This is a genomic window from Azohydromonas caseinilytica (assembly GCF_012927045.1).
Lineage (GTDB): Bacteria > Pseudomonadota > Gammaproteobacteria > Burkholderiales > Burkholderiaceae_C > Azohydromonas > Azohydromonas caseinilytica.
Genome location: NZ_JABBFW010000003.1, coordinates 210,009 through 234,120 on the forward strand (window position 1 = coordinate 210,009; position 24,112 = coordinate 234,120).

Below are 24,112 nucleotides of genomic sequence, written 5' to 3' on the forward strand. Positions count from 1 at the left end.
CCTACTGAATCGGTTCCTTGAGCACCTTGGGAATGGGCAGAGGCATCACGTCGATGCCCTCTTCCACCAACTCGGCCGCCTGGTCCGGGCTGGCCTGGCCGCGGATGCCGCGACTGGGCGCGTCACCGTAGTGAATGCGGCGCGCTTCGTCGGCGAAGCGCTCGCCCACGTCCTCGGTGTTGGCCATCACATGCCGCACGGCCTGCATCCACAGCGCCTGCAGCTGCTGCGCTTCCGGCGTGGCCGCTACCGGCTCGCCGCTCTTGGGCTGCTGCGCCACGGGCTCGCGCGCGTTGGACAGATTCAGGCGCGGCGCGCTGGGCAGGCGGCTCACGCTCTGGCTGCCGCACAGCGGACATTCCACCAGCCCGCGGCCGTGCTGGCTCGCAAAGTCGTCTTCCGAGCCGAACCAGCCTTCGAAGCCATGGCCGCGGTCGCAGCGCAGATCAAGCACCTTCATGCGGGGAATTATCGTCGCCGCCCAGCTCGGGAGCGGGTTGCCAGTCCAGTGACCACTGTTTCTGCCGCCACTTGTGCAGCCACAGCAGCCCGATGAGCGTCTTCGCATCGCTGAGTTCGCCACGCGCGGCCAGGGCGTCGAGCTCTTCCTCGGTCATCAGCACCACGTCCAGGTGCTCGCCGTGGTCCAGCGCCGCCTCGCCCTCGCGCAGGCCGCGGGCGAAGAACAGGTGGATGACCTCGTCGGAATAGGCGGCGGCGTTGTGGATGGGCCCGGCATAGGCCCACTCGTCGGCGCAGTAGCCGGTTTCCTCGATGAGCTCGCGCACGGCGGTGTGCAGCGGCGGCTCGCCGGGGTCGATCTTGCCGGCCGGAAACTCCAGGATCACGCGCTGCAGCGGGTAGCGGTACTGGCGCTCCAGCACCAGCCGCCCGTCATCAAGCACCGGCACCACCACGGAGGCCCCGGGGTGGCGGATGTACTCGCGCTCGGTCTCGTGACCACCGGGCAGCCGCGCCTTGTCGCGCTGCACGTTCAGGAAGTTGCCTTCGAACACCGTCTCCGACTGGAGCCGGTGTTCGCGCAGGTGATCGTCCTCAGCCATGGTGGTGCCGCCTCAGGTAACGCCAGACGAAGCCGGGGAAGGCCAGCGTCAGGAACAGGCAGCCCATCGCGGCATAGAACTCCCAGCCTTGCGGGTAGATCTGGCCGATGCGGGCTTCCAGCAGGCGACCCAGCCCCAGCGTCAGCAGTGCCAGAAGCAGCAGCTCCAGCAACCGCCAGCCAAATGCCTTGGGAGCACGCCGCGGGCCTACCAGCAGCAGCCGCTCGGTGAAGAACGGCAAGTTGGCGGCGACCACGGCGGCAAGCAGCACCAGCGTGACTTCGGCGCCGTGGCTCATGTCGGCCTCGGGCTCAGGTCGCCAGCGCCTTGACGATGACGTCGCGGCACAGCGCCATCAGACCACCCGGCAGCACGCCCAGTGCCAGCACCGCAGCGCCATTGAGCGCCAGCAGCGCGCGGGCACCCGCCGGGCCGGTGATGGCCACACCTTCGGTCGGCTCGTCGAAGTACATGACCTTGACGATGCGCAGGTAATAGAAGGCGCCGATCAGCGACAGCAGCACCGCCACCACGGCCAGCGTGATGTAGGCCGGATCGTTGGTGGTGACCAGCGACTGCAGCACCGCCAGCTTGGCGTAGAAGCCCACCGTCGGCGGGATGCCGGCCAGCGAGAACATCAGGATCAGCATCACGCCGGCCATCCAGGGGCTGCGCTTGCCCAGGCCCGCCAGATCCCTGATCTCCTCGGCCTCGAAGCCGTGGCGCGCGATCAGCATGATCAGGCCGAAGGTGCCCAGCGTGGTCAGCACGTAGGTGACCAGGTAGAACAGCGCCGAGCTGTAGCCGTTGGGCGCCGACAGCGTGTTGGAGCCGATGACGCTGGGCGTCAGGCCCAGCAGCATGAAGCCCAGCTGCGCGATGGTCGAGTAGGCCAGCAGCCGCTTGAGGTTGGTCTGCGCGATGGCGGCCAGGTTGCCGATGACCAGGGAGGCCACGGCCAGCACGATCAGCATCTGCTGCCAGTCGCGGGCCAGGCCGTTCATGCCCTCGTGCAGCAGGCGGATCGTGATGCCGAAGGCCGCCAGCTTCGGGGCGCCGGCGATGAGCAGCGTCACGGCCGTGGGAGCGCCCTGGTACACGTCGGGCACCCACATGTGGAAGGGCACCACGCCGAGCTTGAACGCCAGGCCGGCCACGATGAACACCAGGCCGAAGGTCAGCACGTCACGGTTGATCAGCCCGCCCTGGATGGCCTCGAACGTGCCGCCGATGTCCAGGGTGCCGGTGGCACCGTACATCATCGACAGGCCGTAGAGCAGGAAGCCGCTGGCCAGCGCGCCCAGCACGAAGTACTTCATCGCCGCCTCGGTGGAGACGGCATGTTCACGCCGCAGCGCCACCAGGGCGTACAGCGACAGCGTCATCAGCTCCAGGCCCAGGTAGATGACCAGGAAGTTGTTGGCCGAGAGCATGACCAGCACGCCCAGCAGCGACAGCATGGACAGCGAGAAGAACTCGCCCTTGAGCATGTCGCGCGTGCTGATGTAGGACTGCGCGAAGACCAGCGTGGCCATCAGCGTCAGCGTGGCGCACACCGCCAGCAGCCGGCCCATCGGGTCGGCCACGACCATCTTCTGCATGCCGTACATGCTGGTCAGGCCGGTGCCGAGCTGGTCGGCCTGCATCATGGCGCTGAGCTGATCGACCTGCAGGAAGGCCACCACGGCCAGCGACAGCTGGGCCAGCCAGAAGGTCAGCCGGCGCTGCTCGTCCTTGACGAAGAGGTCCGCCAGCGCGACCACGCAGGCCATCGTCAGCAGCACGATCTCGGGCTGGACCACCAGCCAGTTGAATTGGTTCATTGTCTGAGACTCCCCGTGCGGCTCAGTTCGGCTTGGAGGCGTTGGCCACCGTGGCGGCGTCCTTCACCTCGGCGGTGTTGGCCAGCTTGGAGGTGCTGACGTGAGCCAGCAGTTGGTTCACCGACACGTGCATCGAATCGGTGAAGGGCTTCGGATACAGGCCCATCCACAGCGTGGCCACGGCCAGCACGGCCAGCATGGCGAACTCGCGCAGGTTGATGTCGCTGAGCGAGCGCACGTTGTCGTTGGTCACGGCGCCGAAGTACACGCGCTTGAACATCCACAGCGTGTAGGCGGCGCCCGAGATCAGCGCGGTGGCGGCCAGCATGCCGAGCCAGAAGTTGGACTTGACCGTGCCCAGGATCACCATCCACTCGCCCACGAAGCCGCCGGTGCCCGGCAGGCCGCAGTTGGCCATGGAGAACAGCAGCGCGAAGGCCGCGAACTTGGGCATGGTGTTGACCACGCCACCATAGGCCGCGATCTCGCGCGAGTGCACGCGGTCGTAGAGCACGCCGATGGACAGGAACATCGCGCCGGAGACGAAGCCGTGGCTGATCATCTGGACCAGGCCGCCGGAGACGCCCAGCTCGTTGAAGATGAAGAAGCCCAGCGTCACGAAGCCCATGTGCGCGATGGACGAGTAGGCCACCAGCTTCTTCATGTCGTTCTGCACCAGCGCGACCAGGCCGATGTAGATCACCGCGATGAGGCTCAGCGAGATGATGAACCAGTCGTACTCGCGTGCCGCATCGGGGGCGATGGGCATGGAGAAGCGCAGGAAGCCGTAGGCGCCCAGCTTCAGCATGATCGCCGCCAGCACCACCGAGCCGCCGGTGGGCGCCTCGACGTGCGCGTCGGGCAGCCAGGTGTGCACCGGCCACATCGGCACCTTCACCGAGAAGGCGGCGAAGAAGGCGAAGAACAGCAGCGTCTGCGCCGACAGCGGCAGCGGCAGCGCGTGCCAGTCGAGGATGCTGAAGCTGCCGCCCGACTTGTAGTACAGGTAGATCAGCGCGATCAGCATCAGCAGCGAGCCGGCCAGCGTGTACAGGAAGAACTTGAAGGCCGCGTACACCCGGCGCGGGCCGCCCCAGACGCCGATGATGATGTACATCGGGATCAGGGTCGCTTCGAAGAAGACGTAGAACAGCAGCCCGTCCAGCGCCGAGAACACGCCGATCATCAGGCCCGAGAGGATCAGGAACGCGCCCATGTACTGGTTCACGCGCTCGGTGATCACTTCCCAGCCCGCCATCACCACGATCACCGTGATGAAGGCGGTCAGCGGCACGAACCACAGCGAGATGCCGTCCAGGCCCAGGTGGTAGAACACGTTGAAGCGTTCGATCCAGGGCGCGCGCTCCACGAACTGCATCGCGGCGGTGCTGTTGTCGAAGCCCGACAGCAGCGGCAGCGTCACCAGGAAGCCCGCCACCGAGCCCAGCAGGGCCAGCCAGCGCACGGTCTTGGCCTGATCATCTCGTCCCAACGCCAGCAGCAGGCCGCCCACCACGACCGGCAGCCAGATGGCCACACTCAACAATCCCATCTTTTTTCTCCGCCCTGCCTATCAACGCCCGAAGAGGCTCGTCAGCTGGGGCCACAGCTGCCACGTCATCAGCCCGAACACGCCCAGGATCATGACCAGGGCATACCAGTACAGGTAGCCGGTCTGCACCAGGCGCACGATGCCCGCGATACCGCCCACGGCCTTGGCCGAGCCGTTGATGAGCGCGCCGTCGATGATCCCGACGTCGCCGCCCTTCCACAGGCCCTTGCCCAGCAGCCGGGCACCGGCGGCCAGCACATGCTCGTTGAACGCGTCCATGTAGTACTTGTTGTCCAGCAGGCGGTAGATCGGGCCCGCGGCGCGCTTGATGGCGGCCGGAATGGCCGGGACCATCATGTAGAACACGTAGGCGGTCACGACGCCGGCCAGCGCCAGCCAGAACACGACCGTCTGCAGACCGTGCGCGGCCATGGCCAGCGCGCCGTGGAACTCGTGCGCCAGCTCTTCCATCGCCGGGTGCTTCTCCAGGTTGACGAAGATCGCATCCTTGAAGAAGTCGCCGAACAGCAGCGGCTCGATCGTGAAGTAGCCGATGATCACCGACGGGATGGCCAGCAGCAGCAGCGGCAGCGTCACGACCAGCGGCGACTCGTGCGGCTTCTGCCCCGGCGCCAGGCCGTGGTGGTGGTCTTCCGAAGGCTCCTCGTCGTCATGGTCGCCATGGTGATCATGGTGAGCCTGGCCGAAGCGCTCCTTGCCGTGGAAGACCAGGAAGTACATCCGGAACGAGTAGAAGGCCGTCACGAACACGCCGGTCATCACCGCGAAGTACGCGAAGCCCGCACCCGGCAGGTGGCTGGCGTGCACCGCCTCGATGATGCTGTCCTTGGAATAGAAGCCCGAGAACAGCGGCGTGCCGATCAGCGCCAGCGAGCCCAGCAGCGAGGTGATCCAGGTGATGGGCATGTACTTGCGCAGGCCGCCCATGTTGCGGATGTCCTGGTCATGGTGCATGCCCATGATCACCGAGCCCGCGCCCAGGAACAGCAGCGCCTTGAAGAACGCATGCGTCATCAGGTGGAACACCGCCACCGAGTAGGCCGACGCGCCCAGCGCCACCGTCATGTAGCCCAGCTGCGACAGCGTGGAGTACGCAACGACACGCTTGATGTCGTTCTGGATGATGCCCAGGAAGCCCATGAACAGGGCCGTGATGGCGCCGATGACCAGCACGAAGTTCAGCGCGGTGTCCGACAGCTCGAACAGCGGCGACATGCGCGTGACCATGAAGATGCCCGCCGTCACCATGGTGGCGGCGTGGATCAGCGCCGAGATCGGGGTCGGGCCTTCCATCGAGTCGGGCAGCCACACGTGCAGCGGGAACTGCGCGCTCTTGCCCATGGCGCCGATGAACAGGCAGATGCACGCCACCGTGATCAGCATCCAGTCGGTGCCCGGGAACACCAGCGTAGAGAGCTTCTCGGACTGCGCGAAGACCTCGCCGTAGTTGAGCGTGCCGGTGTACGCGGCCAGCAGGCCGATGCCCAGGATGAAGCCGAAGTCACCCACGCGGTTGACCAGGAACGCCTTCATGTTGGCGAAGATCGCCGTGGGCCGCGTGTACCAGAAGCCGATCAGCAGGTAGCTCACCAGGCCCACCGCTTCCCAACCGAAGAACAGCTGCAGGAAGTTGTTGCTCATGACCAGCATGAGCATCGAGAAGGTGAACAGCGAGATGTACGAGAAGAAGCGCTGGTAGCCCGGGTCCTCGTGCATGTAGCCGATGGTGTAGATGTGCACCATCAGCGACACGAAGGTCACCACGCACATCATCATGGCCGTGAGGCCGTCGACGAGGAAGCCGACTTCCATCTTCAGGTCGCCGAGCGTCATCCACTCGTAGACCGTGCCGTTGAAGCGCGCGCCGTTGATCACATCGGCCAGCACCATGGCCGAGACGATGAAGGAGATCAGCACCCCGAGGATCGTGATCAGGTGCGCGCCGCGGCGGCCGACGGCCCGCCCGGCCAGGCCCGCCACGATGGAGCCCGCCAGCGGCGCCAGCGGCACGACCAGCAGCAGGTTCTTGGACAGTTCTGCAGACATTTTTTATGGCCTTCCCGCGTCAACCCTTGAGCGTGTCGAGCTCTTCCACCGCGATCGTCGAGCGGTTGCGGAACAGCACCACCAGGATCGCCAGGCCGATGGCCGACTCGGCGGCCGCCACGGTCAGGATGAAGAACACGAAGACTTGGCCCGCCATGTCGCCCAGGTAGTGCGAGAAGGCGACGAAGTTCAGGTTGACGGCCAGGAGCATCAGCTCGATGGCCATCAGCAGCACGATGAGGTTGCGGCGGTTGAGGAAGATGCCGATCACGGACAGCGCGAACAGGATCGCGCCCAGCGACAGGTAATGCCCCAACGTGATGGGTCCGAGATTCATGCCTTGCCCTCCTCCGCGGCGTTCTTGGCCTGCACCACCGGCGGCATCTGCACGATGCGCAGCCGGTCGGCCTTCTTCACCCGCACCTGCTGCGACGGGTCCTGGTAGCGCGAGTCCTTGCGGCGGCGCAGCGTCAGCGCGATGGCCGCCACGATGGCCACCAGCAGCAGCACGGCCGCGATCTGCAGCGGGTACAGGTAGTTGGTGTAGATCTCGATGCCCAGCAGCTTGGTGTTGCCCAGCTCAGCGAGCCTGGGGTCCACCGGGGCCGCCTCGGGCACGTTGAAGCCGCTGGTCAGCACCAGTGCCATCTCCAGGGCGATGAGCGCGCCCACCAGCCCGGCGATGGGGAAGTGCTTCCAGAAGTTGTGCCGGAAGGCGTCGGTGTTGATGTCGAGCATCATCACCACGAAGAGGAACAGCACCATGACGGCGCCCACGTACACCAGCACCAGCGTGATGGCGAGGAATTCGGCCTTGAGCAGCATCCACACGCACGAGGCGGTGAAGAAGGCGAGCACCAGGTACAAGGCGGAGTGCACCGTGTCGCGCGCCGTGATCACGGCGAAGGACGCCAGCAGCAGCACCGTGGCGAAGAGGTAGAACAGAGCGGTCGTGGTCATGTCGTTGGACGCTTGAGACACGCGGGCACGCGGCAGCCCTCACGCATGCGCCGCAAGGGGCATGCGTGCGGGCGGCACGCGGGGGCCGTCAGCGGTAGCGGGCGTCGGCCTCCTTGTTGGCTGCGATCTCACGCTCGTAGCGGTCGCCGACCGCCAGCAGCATGTCCTTGGTGTAGTACAGGTCGCCGCGCTTCTCGCCGTGGTACTCGAGGATGTGCGTCTCGACGATGGAGTCCACCGGGCAGCTTTCTTCGCAGAAGCCGCAGAAGATGCACTTGGTCAGGTCGATGTCGTAGCGCGTGGTGCGGCGGCTGCCGTCGTCACGGATGTCCGACTCGATCGTGATGGCCATGGCCGGGCACACCGCCTCGCACAGCTTGCAGGCGATGCAGCGCTCCTCGCCGTTCTCGTAGCGGCGCAGCGCGTGCAGGCCGCGAAAGCGCGGAGACAGCGGCGTCTTCTCCTCCGGGAACTGGACCGTGATGGTCTTGGAGAGGAAGTGGCGCCCCGTCAGGGCCATGCCCTTGAAGAGCTCCAGCAGCAGGAAACTCGAAAAGAAGTCCTTGAGGGCAGACATGGCTTAATTCCAGATGTTCCAGGGCGACTGAATCCACAGGCCCACCACCAGCAGCCACACCAGGGTGACCGGAATGAAGATCTTCCAGCCCAGACGCATGATCTGGTCGTAGCGGTAGCGGGGGAACGTGGCGCGCACCCACAGGAACATCGTCACGACGACGAAGACCTTGGCGGCCAGCCAGATCCAGCCCGGGATCCAATTGAGGAAAGGTGCGTCGATCGGGGGCAGCCAGCCGCCGAGGAACAGGATCACGGCCAGCGTGGAGACCAGGATCATGTTGGCGTACTCGGCCAGGAAGAACATGGCGAAGCTCATGCCCGAGTACTCGATCATGTGACCGGCCACAATCTCGGACTCGCCTTCCACGACGTCAAAGGGGTGACGGTTGGTCTCGGCCAGGCCGGAGATGAAGTAGACGACGAAGATCGGCAGCAGCGGCAGCCAGTTCCAGGACAGGAAGTTCAGGCCCATGTCGGCGAAGCGGCCGCGGTCCTGCGACGTCACGATGTCCGTCATGTTCAGGCTGCCCGCCGCCATCAGCACCACCACGAAGCAGAAGCCCATGGCGATCTCGTAGCTCACCATCTGCGCCGAGGCACGCAGCGCGCCCAGGAAGGCGTACTTCGAGTTCGAGGCCCAGCCGGCGATGATCACGCCGTACACCTCCAGCGAGGTGATGGCCATCAGGAACAGCAGGCCGGCGTTGACGTTGGCCAGCGCCACTTCAGGGCCGAAAGGCACCACGGCCCAAGCCGCCAGCGCGGGCATGATCGTCATGATCGGGCCCAGGAAGAACAGGCCCTTGTTGGCCGCGGTCGGGCGGATGATCTCCTTGAAGATCAGCTTGACCGCGTCGGCAATCGGCGTGAGCAGGCCGAAAGGGCCCACGCGGTTGGGGCCCGGGCGGATCTGCGACCAGCCGATGGCCTTGCGCTCCCACAGCGTGAGGTAGGCCACGCAACCGAGCAGCGGCAGCAGCACCGCCACGATCTTGATCAGCGACCACACCACCGTCCACAGGGTGGCGTCCATGCTGGCGCTGCCAAATTGATAGAGGGAATCGATCATCGCTTGGCCATCCTCAGAGCTTCTGCACGGTGATGGCGCCGAACATGGCGCCCAGCGTGGCGGTATCCGGGTGCGCCGCGCTCACGCGCACGGCGTTGGGGGCCAGCGTGGCATCCTCGCGGGCCGGCAGTTCGACAATGGCCTGACCCTGGGTCAGGCGCACGCGCTGGCCTTCGGCCAGACCCAGCGCCTGCCACAGCGCGCTGGGCAGATTGGCCACGGGCGGACGGGCGTCGGCGGTGAGCTGCAGCGGACCGGAGCGGCGCACCAGCATGTCGCTGCCGTAGATGGGCACGTCGGCGATGCGCTCGAACAGGCCCGGCGTGGCCGGGGCGATGGTCGCCGGCAGTTGCGCGGCGCTGCGGTTGGACAGCCGCGCGGCGATGCCGCTGCCGTCGCCCAGCGCCTCGGCGCGCACTTCCTCGGCGCTCTCCTGATTGAAGCCGTCGAGGCCCAGCAGGTTGCCCAGCACGCGCAGCACCTTCCAGGCCGGACGCGTGTCGCCCACGGGCTTGACCACGCCGTAGAAGCTCTGCAGCCGGCCCTCGGCATTGACGAAGCTGCCCGCCGTCTCGGCGAAGGGGGCGATGGGCAGCAGCACGTCGGCGTTGGGTACCGCGGCGTCCTTGAACGAGGTCAGCGCCACCACCAGGCCCGAGCCCTGCAGCGCGGCCGTGGCCGCGGCGGCGTCGGCGGCGTCCCACACCGGCTCGGTGTTGAGCAGCAGCAGCGCCTTCATCGGTTGCGTCAGCATCTGGCCGGCGTCGAGGCCGCCCTTCTGCGGCAGCGCGCCCACCAGCTGCGCGCCCACGGTGTTGGCCGCTTCGGTCAGGTAGCCCACGCTGGCTCCGGTGTGCTCGGCGATCCAGCTGGCCAGCTTCAGCAGCGTGGCGGCCTGCGGATGCTGCGCGGCGGCATTGCCCAGCAGCACGGCCTTGCGCTCGCCCGACAGCAGCGAGTCGGCCACGGCGCGCGCGGCGTCGGTGGCTTCCGCCTTCACGGGCGCGGCCACGCCGGCACCGGCGGCGACGGCAGCAGCCACTTCGGCCAGGGCCTGCACCCAGCCGCTGGGCGCGGCGGTGAGGCGGTGCGCCACGGACATGGCCCAGTCGTCATGCAGCGCATGCAGACTGCTGATCTGGGCGCCATGGCGGGCGGCCTGGCGCAGGCGCTGCGCGAACAGCGGATGGTCCTTGCGCAGGAACGAGCCGATCACGAAGGCACGGTCCAGCGTCGAGAGCTCGGCAATGGGCAGGCCCAGCCAGCGGGCGGTGCCCGGCGCATCGACGTTGGCGAAGTCGGCGTGGCGGGTACGGTAGTCGATGTTGTCGCTGCCGAAACCGCGCACCAGCTTGGCCAGCAGGTGCAGCTCTTCCACGGTGCTGTGGGCGGAGCCGATGGCGCCGATGGACTGCGCACCGAACTCGGCCTTGACCTGCTTGAGGCCGTTGGCGACGTATTCCAGCGCCGTGGTCCAGTCCACGGTCTTCCACTCGCCGCCCTGCTTGATCATCGGGGTGGTCAGGCGCGCGGGGCTGTTGAGCGCGTCGTAGCTGAAGCGGTCGCGGTCGGCCAGCCAGCACTCGTTGACGGCCTCGTTCTCCAGCGGCAGCACGCGCTTGACCTGGTTGGCCTTGACCTGGACGATCAGGTTGGCGCCGGTGCTGTCATGCGGGCTGACGCTCTTGCGGCGCGACAGCTCCCAGGTGCGGGCGCTGTAGCGGAAGGGCTTGCTGGTGATCGCGCCGACCGGGCACAGGTCGATCATGTTGCCCGACAGCTCGGAATCCACGGTCTGGCCGACGAAGGTCGTGATCTCGGAGTGCTCGCCGCGGTGCAGCATGCCCAGCTCCATCACGCCGGCGATCTCCTGGCCGAAGCGCACGCAGCGGGTGCAGTGGATGCAGCGCGTCATCTCCTCCATGGAGAGCAGCGGGCCCGGGTCCTTGTGGAACACCACGCGCTTCTCTTCGGCGTAGCGCGAGCTGGAGCCACCGTAGCCCACGGCCAGGTCCTGCAGCTGGCACTCGCCGCCCTGGTCGCAAATCGGGCAGTCCAGCGGGTGGTTGATGAGCAGAAACTCCATCACCGACTGCTGGGCCTTGACCGCCTTGTCGCTCTTGGTGCGCACGATCATGCCCTGCGTCACCGGCGTGGCGCAGGCGGGCAACGGCTTGGGAGCCTTTTCCACTTCCACCAGGCACATGCGGCAGTTGGCCGCGATGCTGAGCTTCTTGTGGTAGCAGAAGTGCGGAATGTAGGTGCCGGCAGCCTCGGCCGCATGCATCACCATGCTGCCTTCGGCTACGCTGACCTTCTTGCCGTCGAGTTCGATTTCAACCATGGCTTATCGGGGTGAAGGCGCCGCCGCGCGCTCAGGCACGGGGCGCCCCGGTGCGGTGCACCTTCACCTTGAAGTTGTGTCTCAGGCACCGCCCACGAGGCAGCGCTTGTTTTCGACGTGGTACGCGAACTCGTCGCGGAAATGCTTGAGCATCGCGCGCACCGGCATCGCCGCAGCGTCGCCCAGCGCACAGATGGTTCGGCCCTGGATGTTGTCGGCCACCGAGTTGAGCAGGTCGAGGTCTTCCATGCGACCCTTGCCGTGCTCGATGCGGTCCACCACGCGCCACAGCCAGCCCGTGCCCTCGCGGCACGGCGTGCACTGGCCGCAGCTCTCGTGCTGGTAGAAGTAGGACAGGCGCAGCAGGCTCTTGACCATGCAGCGGCTGTCGTCCATCACGATCACCGCGCCCGAGCCCAGCATGGAGCCGGCCTTGGCGATCGAGTCGTAGTCCAGCGTGCAGTCCATCATGATCTGCGCGGGCAGCACCGGCGCGGAGGAGCCGCCCGGGATCACGGCCTTGAGCTTGCGCCCCTTGCGCACGCCGCCGGCCATTTCCAGCAGCGTCGCGAAGGGCGTGCCCATGGGCACCTCGAAGTTGCCCGGCGCGTTCACGTCACCGACCACCGAGAAGATCTTGGTGCCGCCGTTGTTGGGCTTGCCCACCTCCAGGTAGGCCTGGCCGCCGTTGCGGATGATCCAGGGCACCGCACCGAAGGTCTCGGTGTTGTTGATCGTGGTGGGCTTGCCGTAGAGGCCGAAGCTGGCCGGGAACGGCGGCTTGAAGCGCGGCTGGCCCTTCTTGCCCTCGATGGACTCGATCAGCGCCGTCTCTTCGCCGCAGATGTAGGCGCCGAAGCCGTGGTGCGCATGCAGCTGGAAGCTGAAGCTGCTGCCCAGGATGTTGTTGCCCAGGAAACCTGCGGCACGGGCCTCTTCCAGGGCCGCCTCGAAGCGTTCGTAGACCTCGAAGATCTCGCCGTGGATGTAGTTGTAGCCCGTGTTGATGCCCATCGCGTAGGCGGCGATGGCCATGCCCTCGATGACGATGTGCGGGTTGTAGCGCAGGATGTCGCGGTCCTTGCACGTGCCCGGCTCACCCTCGTCGGAGTTGCACACCAGGTACTTCGGGCCCGGAAAGGCGCGCGGCATGAAGCTCCACTTCAGGCCGGTCGGAAAGCCCGCGCCGCCGCGGCCGCGCAGGCCCGAGGCCTTCACCTCGGCGATGACCTGCTCCGGCGTCATGCCGGGGCCGCCGTCGAGGCCCAGGATCTTCTTCAGAGCCTGGTAGCCGCCTCGCGACTCGTAGTCTTTGAGGTGCCAGTTGCTGCCGTCGAGGCCGGCGTAGATCTGGGGCTGGATGTGGCGACCGTGGAAACAGGTCTCGCGGCCGGTCGCCTGGAACTTGGAGAGGTCGAGCATGCGGATCACCCCTGCGCCTTGAGCGTGTCGACCAGCTCGTCCAGACGCTCGTTGCTCATGAAGCTCAGCATCTGGCGGTCGTTGACCAGCATCACCGGCGCGTCGGCGCAGGCGCCCAGGCACTCGCACTTCTGGACCGTGATGAGGCCGTCGGCGGTGGTGCCGCCCTCCTCCACGCCCAGCTTCTGGCACAGGTGCTCCAGCGCGCCCTGGCCGTTGCGCAGCTGGCACGGCAGGTTGGTGCAGACGTTGAGCTTGTACTTGCCCAGCTTGCGCTGGTTGTACATGTTGTAGAAGGTCGTGACCTCGTGCACCGCGATGACGGGCATGTTGAGGTACTCGGCGATGGCCAGCTCGGCCTCACGCGACACGTAGCCCTGCTCCTGCTGCACGATGGACAGGCAGGCCATGACGGCGGACTGCTGCTGCCCGGCGGGGTACTTGGCGACCTCGCGCGCGAAACGCTCCAGCGTGGCGGGCGCGAAGAAGGATTGCGAACTCATCGATCGATCTCGCCGAAAACAATGTCCATGGTGCCGATCACCGCCACGGCGTCGGCGATCATGTGGCCGCGCGCCATCTCGTCCAGTGCCGCGAGGTGGGCAAAGCCGGGGGCGCGGATCTTCATGCGGTACGGCTTGTTGGCGCCGTCGCTGATGAAGTAGATGCCGAACTCACCCTTGGGATGCTCCACCCCGGCGTAGACCTCGCCCTCGGGCACGTGGAAGCCCTCGGTGAAGAGCTTGAAGTGGTGGATCAGCTCCTCCATGTTGGCCTTCATGTCCACGCGCGGAGGAGGCGCCACCTTGTGGTTGTCCGTGATGACCGGGCCGGGATTGGCCTTGAGCCACTGCACGCACTGCTTGATGATCTTGTTGGCCTCGCGCATCTCCTGCACGCGCACCAGGTAACGGTCGTAGGTGTCGCCGTTGGTGCCGACAGGGACGTCGAACTCCATGCGGTCGTAGACGTCGTAGGGCTGCGTCTTGCGCAGGTCCCAGGCGATGCCCGAGCCGCGCAGCATCGGGCCGCTGAAGCCCAGGTTCAGCGCGCGCTCGGGGCTGACCACGCCGATGCCCACGGTGCGCTGCTTCCAGATCCGGTTGTCGGTCAGCAGCGTCTCGTAGTCGTCGACGTTCTTGGGGAAGCGGTTGCAGAAGTCCTCGATGAAGTCCAGCATCGAGCCCTGGCGGTTCTCGTTGAGCTTGGCAATCGCCTTGGCGTTGCGGATCTTGGAGGGCTTGTACTGCGGCATGCTGTCGGGCAGGTCGCGGTAGACGCCGCCCGGACGGAAGTAGGCCGCGTGCATGCGCGCGCCCGACACCGCCTCGTACATGTCGAAGATGTCCTCACGCTCGCGGAAGCAGTAGATGAGGATGTTCATCGCACCGCAGTCGATGCCGTGCGCCCCCAGCCACAGCAGGTGGTTGAGCAGCCGGGTGAGCTCGGCGAACATCACGCGGATGTACTGCGCGCGCAGCGGCACCTCGATGCCCAGCAGCCGCTCCACCGCCAGGCAGTAGGCGTGCTCGTTGCACATCATCGAGACATAGTCCAGCCGGTCCATGTAGGGCAGCGACTGGATGTAGGTCTTGGTCTCGGCCAGCTTCTCGGTGGCGCGGTGCAGCAGTCCGATATGGGGGTCGGCGCGCTGGATGACTTCGCCGTCGAGCTCCAGCACCAGGCGCAGCACGCCGTGCGCGGCCGGGTGCTGAGGACCGAAGTTCAGGGTGTAGTTCTTGATCTCTGCCATGGCGCGATACTCAGTGCAGGCCGCCGTAGTTCTCTTCGCGGATGATCCGCGGCGTGATCTCGCGCGGCTCGATCGTCACGGGCTGGTAGATGACGCGCTTGCTTTCGGTGTCGTAGCGCATCTCCACGTGGCCGGAGACCGGGAAGTCCTTGCGGAACGGGTGGCCGATGAAGCCGTAGTCGGTGAGCAGGCGGCGCAGGTCGACGTGGCCGTCGAAGACGATGCCGTAGAGGTCGAAGGCCTCGCGCTCGTACCAGTTCGCCGCGCTCCACACCTCGGTGACCGAGGCCACGATGGGCAGGTCGTCGTCCGGCGCGAACACCTTGACGCGCACGCGCCAGTTCAGGCTCACTGACAGCAGGTGCAGCACCACGCAAAAGCGCGGACCGTCCCAGGGCTGGTCCTTGTAGGTGGAGTAGTCCACGCCGCACAGATCAAGGAGCTGCTCGAACTTCAGCCGCGCGTCGTCACGCAGCACGCGCGCCGCGTCCATGTAGTCGGCCGCGGAGACGGTGATGGTGATCTCGCCGCGATCGCGCTTGAAGGCCTTGATCTTGTTGCCCAGCGCGGATTCCAGCGCCGACTGCAGATTGTCGAGGGAGGTGGTCATGCGGTTCTTGCTACCGGGGAGCGGTCAGCGCGCGATCGTGTTCTCGCGCCGGATCTTGGCCTGCAGCTGCAGGATGCCGTAGAGCAGCGCCTCGGCCGTGGGCGGACAGCCCGGCACGTAGACGTCCACCGGGACGATGCGGTCGCAACCGCGCACCACGGAGTAGCTGTAGTGGTAGTAGCCGCCGCCGTTGGCGCAGGTGCCCATCGAGAGCACCCAGCGCGGCTCGGCCATCTGGTCGTAGACCTTGCGCAGCGCCGGCGCCATCTTGTTGCACAGCGTGCCCGCCACGATCATGAGATCGCTCTGGCGCGGGCTGGGGCGGAACAGCATGCCGAAGCGGTCGATGTCGTAGCGCGCGGCGCCCGCGTGCATCATCTCCACCGCGCAGCATGCCAGGCCGAAGGTCATGGGCCACAGCGAGCCCGTCTTCGACCAGTTGATCAGCTTGTCCACCGAAGTGGTGACGAAGCCTTCCTTGAGAACGCCTTCGATGCCCATGGGGTCAGTCCGTCAATGTCCTTTTGCCGAGTGAAATGCAGCAGGGCTCATTCCCAATCCAGGGCGCCCTTTTTCCACTCGTAGATGAAGCCAACCACCAGGATGGTCAAGAACACCATCATGGCCACGAAACCTGACACGCCGATTTCGCGCAGCGAGACCGCCCACGGAAACAGGAACGCGATCTCCAGGTCGAACAGGATGAAGAGAATGGCCACCAGGTAGTAGCGCACGTCGAACTTCATGCGCGCATCCTCGAAGGCCTCAAAGCCACACTCGTAGGGCGAGTTCTTGGCCGGATCAGGTCGGCTCGGGCCCAGCAGGAAACCCAGGATCTGGGGCGCTACACCAACTCCGACGCCGACCAGGATGAACAGGATGACGGGCAGGTACTGCTGCAGGTCCATGAGCGTGCTGTGTTGGTTGGGTGTGAAAGAAGACCGGCCACAAAAAAGCGCGCCCTGGCAGCCAATGTTGACTGCCTACCGAGCGCGCCCGCGGTTTCCCTGCCTCTGTGCCAGGGCGCTTTGCAAGGCGCCGGTCCAGAACCCTGCAAGGAGGTCAAGCTTGTTTGGTGCCGACGGCGAGACTCGAACTCGCACAGCTTTCGCCACTACCCCCTCAAGATAGCGTGTCTACCAATTTCACCACGTCGGCCTTATCAGGCATTGCACGACTCGCTTGAGGAATTGCTTGTCGGCAGCCCTGAATTCTATAACAGTTTTCCCTGATTTGAGGGTCAACCCGAAGGTTTTTTGCTGTCGCTGGCTCATCAAGTGAGCCACTGCACCACCCTGCCACCCAAAGCAGGCCAGCGCCGCAGCAGTGGTCCGCATCGGACCGATGCTGCGCCCAAGAATTCAATGAGCGCGGCCCCTTCGCAACGCGCTGACTTGCATCAACAAGTCAGCAGCGAAACGAAGATTCTACCGCGAAATCGCCTCCGAAGCTGCAGGCGCAATCGGCGCCGGCACGGCGGGCGCCACAGCCGGCGGAATCGCACCCGGAATCTGCGCCGGCGCAGAGGCCGCCGGAGCGCTGGCCGCGGGCACCGCGCGATCGAGCACGCTGGCATCGTTGCCGACAGGCTCAGGACGTGAGCCCGAGAGATAGGCCAGCGCCAGCGTGCACACGAAGAACACGGTGGCGCAGACGGCGGTGGAGCGCGACAGGAAGTTGGCGCTGCCCGTGGCGCCAAACAGGCTGCCGGAAGCGCCGCTGCCGAACGAGGCGCCCATGTCGGCACCCTTGCCATGCTGCACCAGCACCAAGCCGATCATGGCCAGGGCCGTGAGCAGCTGCAGCGCCAGGACGATGTTGAACCAAATACTCATAAATCTCTCGTGTCGGATGCGACCTCAGCCCGCGGCGCGGCAGATGGCGGCGAAGTCCGCTGCCTTCAGCGCGGCGCCGCCGATGAGGCCGCCGTCGATGTCGGGTTGCGCGAAGAGCTGCGCGGCGTTGTCGGGCTTGACGCTGCCGCCATAGAGCAGCCGCATCTCGCCCGCGCGCGGCGTAGCGGCCTGCAGTTGCGCACGCAGCAGTGCGTGCACTTCCTGCGCCTGCTCGGGCGAAGCGGTCTTGCCGGTGCCGATGGCCCAGACCGGCTCGTAGGCCACCACCATCTCGGCCACGCAATGGCCCAGGGTGTGGATCACGGCCGAGAGCTGGCGCTTGACCACGGCGGCCGTCTCACCGGCCTCGCGCTGCGCCAGCGTCTCGCCCACGCACACGATGGGCGTCACGCCATGGGCCAGGGCAATCTTGGCCTTGTCGGCCACGAGCTGGTCGCTCTCGGCGTGATAGGCCCGACGCTCGGAGTGACCCACGATCACGTAGCGGCAGCCGAACTCGCGCAGCATGGCGGCCGACACCTCACCGGTGTAAGCCCCCTGCTCGTGCGCGGAGCAGTCCTGCGCACCCCAGCGGATGTCGCCGGCAGCCAGCGTCACGGCGGTCTCGGACAGGAACGGGAACGGTACGCACACCGCCACGTCGGCGCCGAAGGGCCGTGCCGCTAGCACGCCTTCGAGCAGCTCGGCATTGGCCTTGTGGCTGCCGTGCATCTTCCAGTTCCCCACCACCAGCTTGCGTCTAGAAGTCATTTTTTTCTGTTCACCAAGTCAGAACGATCTTGCCCACGTGCGTGCTCGATTCCATGAGCGCATGCGCCTCGGCCGCCTGCGCGGCCTCGAACACCTTGTGAATCACCGGCTTCACCCGCCCGGCCTCGATGAGCGGCCAGACCTTGACCCGCAGCGCCGCGGCGAGCTGGGCCTTGTAGGCCACGCTGCGCGCGCGCAGCGTGGAGCCCGTGATCTGCAGCCGCTTGCGCAACACCAGGCCGGCATCGATGGCGCTCTTGGTACCGCCTTGCACGGCGATGATCGCCAGGCGGCCGTCGTCGGCCAGGCACTGCAGCTCGCGTCCGACGTAGTCGCCAGCCACCATGTCCAGGATCACGTCCACGCCACGCCCGCCGGTGAGGCGCTTGGCCTCCTCGACGAAGTCCTGCGTGCGGTAGTTGATGGCGTGATCAGCACCCAGCGCCACGCAGGCCGCGCACTTGTCGTCGCTGCCGGCCGTGACGATGACCTTCGAGCCCAGCGCCTTGGCCAGCAGCGTGGCGGTGACGCCGATGCCGCTGGAGCCGCCCTGCACCAGCAGCGTCTCGCCGGGCTGCAGCCGCGCGATCTCGAACACGTTCTGCCACACCGTGAAGAAGGTCTCGGGCAGTGCCGCGGCCTCCACGTCGGACAGCGCCGCGGGCGCGGGCAGCACCTGCGCAATGGGCGCCACGCAGAGCTCGGCATAGCCGCCACCGGCCACCAGCGCGCACACGCGGTCGCCGAGCTTGAAGCCGGCAGCCGCGAGCTCGGCCGGATCACCGCCCGCCACCGTGCCGGCAATCTCCAACCCGGGCAGGTCGGAGGCGCCCGGCGGCGGCGGGTAATGGCCCTTGCGCTGCACCACGTCGGGACGGTTCACGCCCGACGCCGTCACGCGCACCAGCAGCTCGCCGGCGGCGGGCACCGGATCGGGCCGCGTCGCCAGACGCAGCACCTCGGGCCCGCCGAACTGGCCGATCTCGACGGCACGCATGGCGCTTACTCGCCCTGGCCTTCGCCCGCTTGCGGCTGCGCCAGCACCGGCTGCTGCTCGCGCGGCTCGCCGTTGCCGTTGCCACCTTCGGCACGCGGCTCGCGCGGTTCGCGCGGCTCGCGGCGCGGACGCTCACCGCGGTCGGCGTACTCGCGGCGCGGCGGACGGTCGCCGTACTCGCGGCGCGGGCGATCCTCTTCCGCCGGCATGCCTTCCGGACGCTCCAGCAGCGCCTTCATCGACAGCTTGACGCGGCCCTTGTCGTCGGTCTCCAGCACCTTGACCTTGACCACCTGGCCTTCGGTCAGGAAGTCGGTGACCTTCTCCACGCGCTGGTGGGCGATCTGGCTGATGTGCAGCAGACCGTCCTTGCCGGGCAGCAGGTTGATCAGGGCACCGAAGTCCAGGATCTTGGTGACCGGGCCTTCGTAGATCTTGCCCACCTCGACCTCGGCCGTGATCTCCTCGATGCGCTTCTTGGCGAACTCGGCACGCTCGGCGTCGGTGGAGGCGATGGTGATGGTGCCGTCCTCGGCGATGTCGATCTGGGTGCCGGTCTCCTCGGTCAGCGCGCGGATGGTGGCGCCGCCCTTGCCGATCACGTCACGGATCTTCTCGGGGTTGATCTTGAGCGTGTACAGGCGCGGGGCGAACTGCGACACGTCCTCGCGCGCGCCGCCCACGGCCTCCTGCATCTTGCCCAGGATGTGCAGGCGCGCTTCCTTGGCCTGCGCCAGGGCGACCTGCATGATCTCCTTGGTGATGCCCTGGATCTTGATGTCCATCTGCAGCGCGGTGATGCCCGAGGGCGTGCCGGCCACCTTGAAGTCCATGTCGCCGAGGTGGTCCTCGTCACCCAGGATGTCGGTCAGCACCGCGAAGCGGTTGCCTTCCTTGATCAGGCCCATGGCGATGCCGGCCACGTGCGCCTTCATCGGCACGCCGGCGTCCATCAGGCTCAGGCAGCCGCCGCACACCGAGGCCATCGACGAGGAGCCGTTGCTCTCCGTGATCTCGGAAACGACGCGGATGGTGTAGGGGAAGTCGTCCTTGCTCGGCAGCGCGGCGACCAGCGCGCGCTTGGCCAGGCGGCCATGGCCGATCTCGCGGCGCTTGGGGCTGCCCACGCGGCCGGTCTCGCCGGTGGCGAACGGGGGCATGTTGTAGTGGAGCATGAAGCGCTCCTCGAACTCGCCGGCCAGCGCATCGATGCGCTGCGCGTCGCGCTCGGTGCCCAGCGTGGCGGCCACCAGGGCCTGCGTCTCGCCGCGGGTGAACAGCGCCGAGCCGTGGGTACGCGGCAGCACGCCGGTGCGGATCTCGATCGGGCGCACCGTGCGGGTGTCGCGGCCGTCGATGCGCGGCTCGCCGTTGAGAATCTGGCTGCGCACCACGCGCGCCTCGATGTCGAACAGCATCGCTTCGAGCTTGACCGCGTCGAAGGCGGCGCCCTGCTCGGCCAGCGCGGCCTTGACGGCGGCGTAGGCCTCGTCGGTGGCCTGGCGGCGGGCCTGCTTGGAGCGGATCTGGTAGGCGGCGCGGATCTTGTCCTCGGCCAGGCCGTTGACGGTGGCAATGAAAGCCTCGTCCTTGGCCGGCGGCTGCCAGTTCCACTCGGGCTTGCCGGCGTCACGCACCAGCTCGTTGATGGCGGCGATGGCGATCTTGCCCTGCTCGTGGCCGAAGACCACGGCGCCCAGCATCACTTCCTCGCCGAGCTGGTCGGCCTCGGACTCCACCATCAGCACGGCGGCCTCGGTGCCGGCCACCACCAGGTCCATCTTGGAGCTGGCAAGCTGTTCCTTGGTCGGGTTGAGCAGGTACTCGCCGTTGGCGTAGCCCACGCGGGCCGCGCCAATCGGGCCGTTGAAGGGGATGCCGCTGATGGCCAGCGCGGCGCTGGCGCCGATCATGGCCGGGATGTCGGCCGGCACTTCCGGGTTCAGCGAGAGCACGTGAATGACCACCTGCACCTCGTTGTAGAACCCCTCAGGGAACAGCGGGCGGATCGGGCGGTCGATGAGGCGGCTGGTCAGCGTCTCCAGCTCGCTGGGACGGCCTTCGCGCTTGAAGAAGCTGCCCGGGATCTTGCCCGCGGCGTAGCTCTTCTCGATGTAGTCCACCGTCAGCGGGAAGAAGTCCTGGCCCGCCTTGGCGTTCTTGGCGGCCACGACGGTGGCCAGCACCACGGTGTCCTCCATGTTGACGACGACGGCGCCGCTGGACTGGCGCGCGATCTCGCCGGTTTCCAGCGTCACGCTGTGCGGACCCCACTGGAACGTCTTGGTGACCTTGTTGAACAGGCTCATTGTTTTCTCCGGATGTTCGGCACGCTTGGGGCGGTGGTGCCTGGGAACCGGGAGCGCGTCGAGGACGGGGCGGATGCCATTCCAGCGAGGTTGCAGCAAGCGGCAGCCCCCCTGGAATGACACATCAACGCCGGTTTCCCCAGCTCTCCAAAGACAAAGAGCCTGTGCTGCGGCTGCAGTACAGGCTCCCGTCATTCATGCAAGGCTTACTTGCGCAGGCCCAGCTTCTGGATCAGCGCCACGTAGCGGTCGGCGTCCTTGCTCTTCAGATAGGCCAGCAGGCGCTTGCGCTGGTTGACCATCTTCAGCAGGCCGCGACGGCCATGGTGATCCTTGGCGTGGGTCTTGAAGTGGGGCGTCAGCTCGTTGATGCGAGCCGTCAGCAGGGCGACCTGGACTTCGGGAGAACCGGTGTCGGCGGTGCCGCGGGCGTTGGCGGCAATGATGTCCGCCTTGATGATGTCTGCAATGGCCATGGGATTTCCTGGTGCTGGAAACCGGGCGCAGACCTGTTCGGGCTTGCCGCGGTTTCCGTTTTCACTTGCGGTCGCGGGTGAAACCGACCCGCGCCGTGCGCTTGGAACTTCACGCGCCTTGGGGGCGCGCGAAGCCTTCGATTATAGGCCAAGCGCCCCGGCCAGCCGCTGCACGCCCAGGCCCAGCCGCGCAAGGTCTTTGGAGGCGAAGCACCAGCGCAGCCAGCCCTCGCCTTCCGCCCCGAAGGCCGCGCCCGGCGCCAGCCCCAGGCCGTGCTCCGTGACCAGCCGCTTGGCCAGGGCCAGCGAGTCGTCCTGCCCCTCGACGCGGAAGAAGGCGTACATCCCGCCCGCCGGCGCGGCGACCTCGATGCCGGGCAGCCGGGCCAGACCGTCCAGCAGCGTGTCGCGCCCGGCCTTGAGCCGTGCCACCAGGCCGGGCACGAAGTCCTCAGCCAGCGCCAGGGCCTGCAGCGCGCCGCGCTGGATGAACACCGGCGCGCAGGAGTTGTTGAACTCCAGCAGCTTGCCCGCCGCCTCCAGCGCCTGCCCGCGTGGATCAGCGGGCAGCACCAGCCAGCCCAGGCGCCAGCCGGTCATGAGGAAGCTCTTGGAGAAGCTTTGCGTGACGATCAGCCGGTCTTCCCGCGCCGCGATGTCCAGGAAGCTGGGCGCCGCCGGGCCGGCTTCGGCACCGGGCTCATCGCCCTGTCCCCACCACAGCCGCTCGTAGACCTCGTCGGCCACGATCCAGGTACCCGTGCGGCGGCAGTGCGCCAGGAGGGCCTGCTGCTCGGCGCGCGACAGCGTCCAGCCCGTGGGGTTGTTGGGCGCATTGACCAGCAGCGCGCGCGTGGCGGGCGTGATCGCGTCCAGCAGCTCCTGCAGGTCCAGCCGCCAGGCGCCGCGCTGCGGGTGCAGCGCCACGCGCTTCACTTTCGCGCCCAGGATCTCGGGCTGAGCCGTGATGTTGGGCCACACCGGCACCACCGCCACGGCCTCGTCACCGGCGGACAGCAGCAGCTGCGCCGCCACCATCAGCGCGCTCACCCCGGCGCTGGTCACGGCGATGCGCTCCACACCCACCGGCGCATGCAGCGCCGAGATGTAGTGCGACAGCCCCTCGCGCAGCTCCGGCAGGCCGAGGTTGTGCGAATAGAAGGTCTCGCCGCGGGCCAGCGAGGCGGCCGCCGCCTCGCGCACCTCGGGCGGCGTCACCTCGTCGCTCTCGCCGAACCAGAAGGCCAGCACGTCGGGACGCCCCAGGCCGGCGTTGGCCACTTCGCGGATCTTGGACGCCGGCAGCGCGGCCAGGGACGAGCGGATGAAGTCGTGCATCGGCAAAAGGTCCGAACGGACGGTGGAGTGGGACAGCAACCCGGTGGACGCCAGCCGCACCGGCCCGGCCTCCCGTGTCAAACCTCGGCCAGCGGCCAGCGCGGCTTCACGTCGAAGGCGTAGTCGTGCTCGGCGCTGGCACGGCCGCTTTGCAGCCGCATGGCGCCGGCCAGGGCGATCATGGCGCCGTTGTCGCTGCACAGGTGCAGCTCCGGGTAGTGCACGCGCACGCCGGCGCGCCGGCACAGCGAATTCAGGTTGGCGCGCAGCGCGCGGTTGGCACCGACGCCGCCCGCCACCACCAGCCGCTTCAGCCCGGTCTGCTTGAGCGCCTTCATGGACTTGGCGCTGAGCACGTCCACGATCGCCGCCTGCGTGCTGGCCGCCAGGTCCGCCTTGGGCTGCTCGCACACCTCGGGGCCGAGCTTGCGCAATTGGGTCATCACGGCGGTCTTCAGGCCGGCGAAGGAAAAGTCCAGGTTGCCGCTGTGCAGCAGCGGACGCGGCAGCGCGAAGGCTTCCGGGTCGCCGAACTCGGCCAGCCGCGACAGCGCCGGCCCGCCCGGGTAGCCCAGCCCCAGCAGCTTGGCCGACTTGTCGAAGGCCTCGCCCGCGGCGTCGTCGATGGTCTCGCCCAGCAGCTCATAGTCGCCCACGCCCTGCACGCGCATGAGCTGCGTGTGGCCGCCGGACACCAGCAGCGCCACGAAGGGAAATTCCGGCGGATCATCGGAGAGGAAGGGCGACAGCAGGTGGCCTTCGAGGTGGTGGATGCCCAGCGTCGGCTTGCCCAGCGCCGCGGCCAGCGCGCAGGCCACGCCCGCGCCCACCAGCAGCGCGCCGGCCAAGCCGGGGCCGCGCGTGTAGGCGACGATGTCCACGTCGTCCAGCGTGCTGCCGGCCTCGGTCAGCACCTGGCGCGCCAGCGGCAGCACGCGGCGGATGTGGTCGCGCGAGGCCAGCTCTGGCACCACGCCGCCGTAGGCACGGTGCATCTCGATCTGGCTGTGCAGCGCGTGGGCGCGCAAGCGCGGCACGCCGCCGTCGGGCGAGAGCTGAACGAGGGCCACGCCCGTCTCGTCGCAGGAGGATTCGATTCCCAGCACATTCATCGCGCGGCAGTGTAGCCAGCACCCGCCGCCC

The 24,112-nt window shown here is 67.2% G+C and carries 24 protein-coding genes and 1 tRNA gene; all 25 read right to left on the minus strand.

Going from position 1 to position 24,112, the window contains the following annotated elements; translation table 11 throughout:
• Position 1: 1 nt before the first annotated feature.
• The 25 genes from HHL10_RS06340 to tsaD all read right to left on the minus strand — a co-directional run bounded on the left by HHL10_RS06340 (position 2) and on the right by tsaD (position 24,081).
• Positions 2–460, minus strand: coding sequence for a DUF1178 family protein (locus HHL10_RS06340; protein WP_169159503.1), 459 nt, complete (start codon positions 458–460; stop codon positions 2–4).
• Positions 447–1,064: an NUDIX domain-containing protein gene (locus tag HHL10_RS06345; protein WP_169159504.1), complete on the minus strand. Its 618-nt coding sequence runs from the start codon at positions 1,062–1,064 to the stop codon at positions 447–449. The genes HHL10_RS06340 and HHL10_RS06345 overlap by 14 nt, the downstream gene beginning before the upstream one ends.
• A complete protein-coding gene (locus HHL10_RS06350; RefSeq protein WP_169159505.1) occupies positions 1,057–1,362 on the minus strand; it encodes a DUF2818 family protein in 306 nt (101 codons plus the stop codon). The genes HHL10_RS06345 and HHL10_RS06350 overlap by 8 nt, the downstream gene beginning before the upstream one ends.
• Positions 1,363–1,375: 13 nt before the next feature.
• The gene (gene nuoN / locus HHL10_RS06355) at positions 1,376–2,887 is read right to left on the minus strand and encodes an NADH-quinone oxidoreductase subunit NuoN (RefSeq protein WP_169159506.1); all 1,512 of its coding nucleotides are present in this window, start codon (positions 2,885–2,887) and stop codon (positions 1,376–1,378) included.
• Between the two features lie 22 nt (positions 2,888–2,909).
• Positions 2,910–4,439 (minus strand): NADH-quinone oxidoreductase subunit M, encoded by a 1,530-nt coding sequence (locus HHL10_RS06360; RefSeq protein ID WP_169159507.1) that lies wholly within the window; start codon positions 4,437–4,439, stop codon positions 2,910–2,912.
• Positions 4,440–4,460: 21 nt separating this feature from the next.
• On the minus strand, positions 4,461–6,506 hold the full coding sequence (gene nuoL / locus HHL10_RS06365) for an NADH-quinone oxidoreductase subunit L (RefSeq protein WP_205832931.1): 2,046 nt from the start codon (positions 6,504–6,506) through the stop codon (positions 4,461–4,463).
• A 19-nt stretch (positions 6,507–6,525) separates the two neighbouring features.
• Positions 6,526–6,843 (minus strand): NADH-quinone oxidoreductase subunit NuoK, encoded by a 318-nt coding sequence (gene nuoK / locus HHL10_RS06370; protein WP_169159508.1) that lies wholly within the window; start codon positions 6,841–6,843, stop codon positions 6,526–6,528.
• On the minus strand, positions 6,840–7,466 hold the full coding sequence (locus HHL10_RS06375) for an NADH-quinone oxidoreductase subunit J (protein ID WP_169159509.1): 627 nt from the start codon (positions 7,464–7,466) through the stop codon (positions 6,840–6,842). Before HHL10_RS06375 ends, nuoK begins: the two co-directional genes overlap by 4 nt.
• 88 nt (positions 7,467–7,554) lie before the next feature.
• Positions 7,555–8,043, minus strand: coding sequence for an NADH-quinone oxidoreductase subunit NuoI (gene nuoI / locus HHL10_RS06380; RefSeq protein ID WP_169159510.1), 489 nt, complete (start codon positions 8,041–8,043; stop codon positions 7,555–7,557).
• Positions 8,044–8,046: 3 nt separating this feature from the next.
• Entirely contained in the window at positions 8,047–9,114 is a 1,068-nt protein-coding gene (gene nuoH / locus HHL10_RS06385) for an NADH-quinone oxidoreductase subunit NuoH (protein ID WP_169159511.1), read from the minus strand.
• Positions 9,115–9,127: 13 nt separating this feature from the next.
• Positions 9,128–11,458: an NADH-quinone oxidoreductase subunit NuoG gene (nuoG, locus tag HHL10_RS06390; RefSeq protein ID WP_169159512.1), complete on the minus strand. Its 2,331-nt coding sequence runs from the start codon at positions 11,456–11,458 to the stop codon at positions 9,128–9,130.
• A gap of 81 nt (positions 11,459–11,539) precedes the next feature.
• Positions 11,540–12,880 carry an NADH-quinone oxidoreductase subunit NuoF gene (nuoF, locus tag HHL10_RS06395; protein ID WP_169159513.1) on the minus strand — a complete coding sequence of 447 codons (1,341 nt, stop codon included), beginning with the start codon at positions 12,878–12,880 and terminating at the stop codon, positions 11,540–11,542.
• Positions 12,881–12,885: 5 nt separating this feature from the next.
• Complete coding sequence (locus HHL10_RS06400; RefSeq protein ID WP_169159514.1) at positions 12,886–13,383, minus strand: NADH-quinone oxidoreductase subunit NuoE family protein; 498 nt, start codon at positions 13,381–13,383, stop codon at positions 12,886–12,888.
• Positions 13,380–14,633, minus strand: coding sequence for an NADH-quinone oxidoreductase subunit D (locus HHL10_RS06405; protein WP_169159515.1), 1,254 nt, complete (start codon positions 14,631–14,633; stop codon positions 13,380–13,382). Before HHL10_RS06405 ends, HHL10_RS06400 begins: the two co-directional genes overlap by 4 nt.
• Before the next feature lie 10 nt (positions 14,634–14,643).
• Complete coding sequence (locus tag HHL10_RS06410) at positions 14,644–15,243, minus strand: NADH-quinone oxidoreductase subunit C (protein ID WP_169159516.1); 600 nt, start codon at positions 15,241–15,243, stop codon at positions 14,644–14,646.
• 24 nt (positions 15,244–15,267) lie between these two features.
• Positions 15,268–15,744 carry a NuoB/complex I 20 kDa subunit family protein gene (locus tag HHL10_RS06415; protein ID WP_028997518.1) on the minus strand — a complete coding sequence of 159 codons (477 nt, stop codon included), beginning with the start codon at positions 15,742–15,744 and terminating at the stop codon, positions 15,268–15,270.
• A gap of 47 nt (positions 15,745–15,791) precedes the next feature.
• Positions 15,792–16,151, minus strand: a complete 360-nt coding sequence (locus tag HHL10_RS06420) for an NADH-quinone oxidoreductase subunit A (RefSeq protein ID WP_169159517.1) — start codon at positions 16,149–16,151, stop codon at positions 15,792–15,794.
• A 165-nt stretch (positions 16,152–16,316) separates the two neighbouring features.
• Positions 16,317–16,401 (minus strand) — tRNA-Leu (locus tag HHL10_RS06425).
• Between the two features lie 269 nt (positions 16,402–16,670).
• On the minus strand, positions 16,671–17,078 hold the full coding sequence (gene secG / locus HHL10_RS06430) for a preprotein translocase subunit SecG (protein WP_169159518.1): 408 nt from the start codon (positions 17,076–17,078) through the stop codon (positions 16,671–16,673).
• Positions 17,079–17,102: 24 nt separating this feature from the next.
• Positions 17,103–17,849, minus strand: coding sequence for a triose-phosphate isomerase (gene tpiA, locus HHL10_RS06435; protein WP_169159519.1), 747 nt, complete (start codon positions 17,847–17,849; stop codon positions 17,103–17,105).
• A gap of 10 nt (positions 17,850–17,859) precedes the next feature.
• Positions 17,860–18,846 (minus strand): NAD(P)H-quinone oxidoreductase, encoded by a 987-nt coding sequence (locus tag HHL10_RS06440; protein WP_169159520.1) that lies wholly within the window; start codon positions 18,844–18,846, stop codon positions 17,860–17,862.
• 5 nt (positions 18,847–18,851) lie between these two features.
• On the minus strand, positions 18,852–21,155 hold the full coding sequence (gene pnp / locus HHL10_RS06445) for a polyribonucleotide nucleotidyltransferase (RefSeq protein ID WP_169159521.1): 2,304 nt from the start codon (positions 21,153–21,155) through the stop codon (positions 18,852–18,854).
• Positions 21,156–21,361: 206 nt separating this feature from the next.
• On the minus strand, positions 21,362–21,631 hold the full coding sequence (gene rpsO, locus HHL10_RS06450; RefSeq protein WP_169159522.1) for a 30S ribosomal protein S15: 270 nt from the start codon (positions 21,629–21,631) through the stop codon (positions 21,362–21,364).
• Between the two features lie 141 nt (positions 21,632–21,772).
• Positions 21,773–22,969 carry a pyridoxal phosphate-dependent aminotransferase gene (locus tag HHL10_RS06455; protein ID WP_205832932.1) on the minus strand — a complete coding sequence of 399 codons (1,197 nt, stop codon included), beginning with the start codon at positions 22,967–22,969 and terminating at the stop codon, positions 21,773–21,775.
• Between the two features lie 77 nt (positions 22,970–23,046).
• Positions 23,047–24,081, minus strand: coding sequence for a tRNA (adenosine(37)-N6)-threonylcarbamoyltransferase complex transferase subunit TsaD (tsaD, locus tag HHL10_RS06460; RefSeq protein WP_169159523.1), 1,035 nt, complete (start codon positions 24,079–24,081; stop codon positions 23,047–23,049).
• Between the last annotated feature and the right edge of the window lie 31 nt (positions 24,082–24,112).

Excerpts from the sequence above, each read along its gene's own strand:
- HHL10_RS06345 (WP_169159504.1), bottom strand. The coding sequence starts at position 1,064 with ATGGCTGAGGACGATCACCTGCGCGAACACCGGCTCCAGTCGGAGACG.
- tpiA (WP_169159519.1), bottom strand. The coding sequence starts at position 17,849 with ATGACTTCTAGACGCAAGCTGGTGGTGGGGAACTGGAAGATGCACGGC.
- HHL10_RS06340 (WP_169159503.1), bottom strand. The coding sequence starts at position 460 with ATGAAGGTGCTTGATCTGCGCTGCGACCGCGGCCATGGCTTCGAAGGC.
- pnp (WP_169159521.1), bottom strand. The coding sequence starts at position 21,155 with ATGAGCCTGTTCAACAAGGTCACCAAGACGTTCCAGTGGGGTCCGCAC.
- nuoI (WP_169159510.1), bottom strand. The coding sequence starts at position 8,043 with ATGTCTGCCCTCAAGGACTTCTTTTCGAGTTTCCTGCTGCTGGAGCTC.
- nuoL (WP_205832931.1), bottom strand. The coding sequence starts at position 6,506 with ATGTCTGCAGAACTGTCCAAGAACCTGCTGCTGGTCGTGCCGCTGGCG.
- HHL10_RS06455 (WP_205832932.1), bottom strand. The coding sequence starts at position 22,969 with ATGCACGACTTCATCCGCTCGTCCCTGGCCGCGCTGCCGGCGTCCAAG.
- nuoK (WP_169159508.1), bottom strand. The coding sequence starts at position 6,843 with ATGAATCTCGGACCCATCACGTTGGGGCATTACCTGTCGCTGGGCGCG.
- rpsO (WP_169159522.1), bottom strand. The coding sequence starts at position 21,631 with ATGGCCATTGCAGACATCATCAAGGCGGACATCATTGCCGCCAACGCC.
- nuoF (WP_169159513.1), bottom strand. The coding sequence starts at position 12,880 with ATGCTCGACCTCTCCAAGTTCCAGGCGACCGGCCGCGAGACCTGTTTC.
- nuoH (WP_169159511.1), bottom strand. The coding sequence starts at position 9,114 with ATGATCGATTCCCTCTATCAATTTGGCAGCGCCAGCATGGACGCCACC.
- HHL10_RS06360 (WP_169159507.1), bottom strand. The coding sequence starts at position 4,439 with ATGGGATTGTTGAGTGTGGCCATCTGGCTGCCGGTCGTGGTGGGCGGC.
- secG (WP_169159518.1), bottom strand. The coding sequence starts at position 17,078 with ATGAGTATTTGGTTCAACATCGTCCTGGCGCTGCAGCTGCTCACGGCC.
- tsaD (WP_169159523.1), bottom strand. The coding sequence starts at position 24,081 with ATGAATGTGCTGGGAATCGAATCCTCCTGCGACGAGACGGGCGTGGCC.
- HHL10_RS06400 (WP_169159514.1), bottom strand. The coding sequence starts at position 13,383 with ATGAGTTCGCAATCCTTCTTCGCGCCCGCCACGCTGGAGCGTTTCGCG.
- HHL10_RS06375 (WP_169159509.1), bottom strand. The coding sequence starts at position 7,466 with ATGACCACGACCGCTCTGTTCTACCTCTTCGCCACGGTGCTGCTGCTG.
- HHL10_RS06415 (WP_028997518.1), bottom strand. The coding sequence starts at position 15,744 with ATGGGCATCGAAGGCGTTCTCAAGGAAGGCTTCGTCACCACTTCGGTG.
- HHL10_RS06350 (WP_169159505.1), bottom strand. The coding sequence starts at position 1,362 with ATGAGCCACGGCGCCGAAGTCACGCTGGTGCTGCTTGCCGCCGTGGTC.
- nuoN (WP_169159506.1), bottom strand. The coding sequence starts at position 2,887 with ATGAACCAATTCAACTGGCTGGTGGTCCAGCCCGAGATCGTGCTGCTG.
- HHL10_RS06405 (WP_169159515.1), bottom strand. The coding sequence starts at position 14,633 with ATGGCAGAGATCAAGAACTACACCCTGAACTTCGGTCCTCAGCACCCG.
- nuoG (WP_169159512.1), bottom strand. The coding sequence starts at position 11,458 with ATGGTTGAAATCGAACTCGACGGCAAGAAGGTCAGCGTAGCCGAAGGC.
- HHL10_RS06440 (WP_169159520.1), bottom strand. The coding sequence starts at position 18,846 with ATGCGTGCCGTCGAGATCGGCCAGTTCGGCGGGCCCGAGGTGCTGCGT.
- HHL10_RS06410 (WP_169159516.1), bottom strand. The coding sequence starts at position 15,243 with ATGACCACCTCCCTCGACAATCTGCAGTCGGCGCTGGAATCCGCGCTG.
- HHL10_RS06420 (WP_169159517.1), bottom strand. The coding sequence starts at position 16,151 with ATGGACCTGCAGCAGTACCTGCCCGTCATCCTGTTCATCCTGGTCGGC.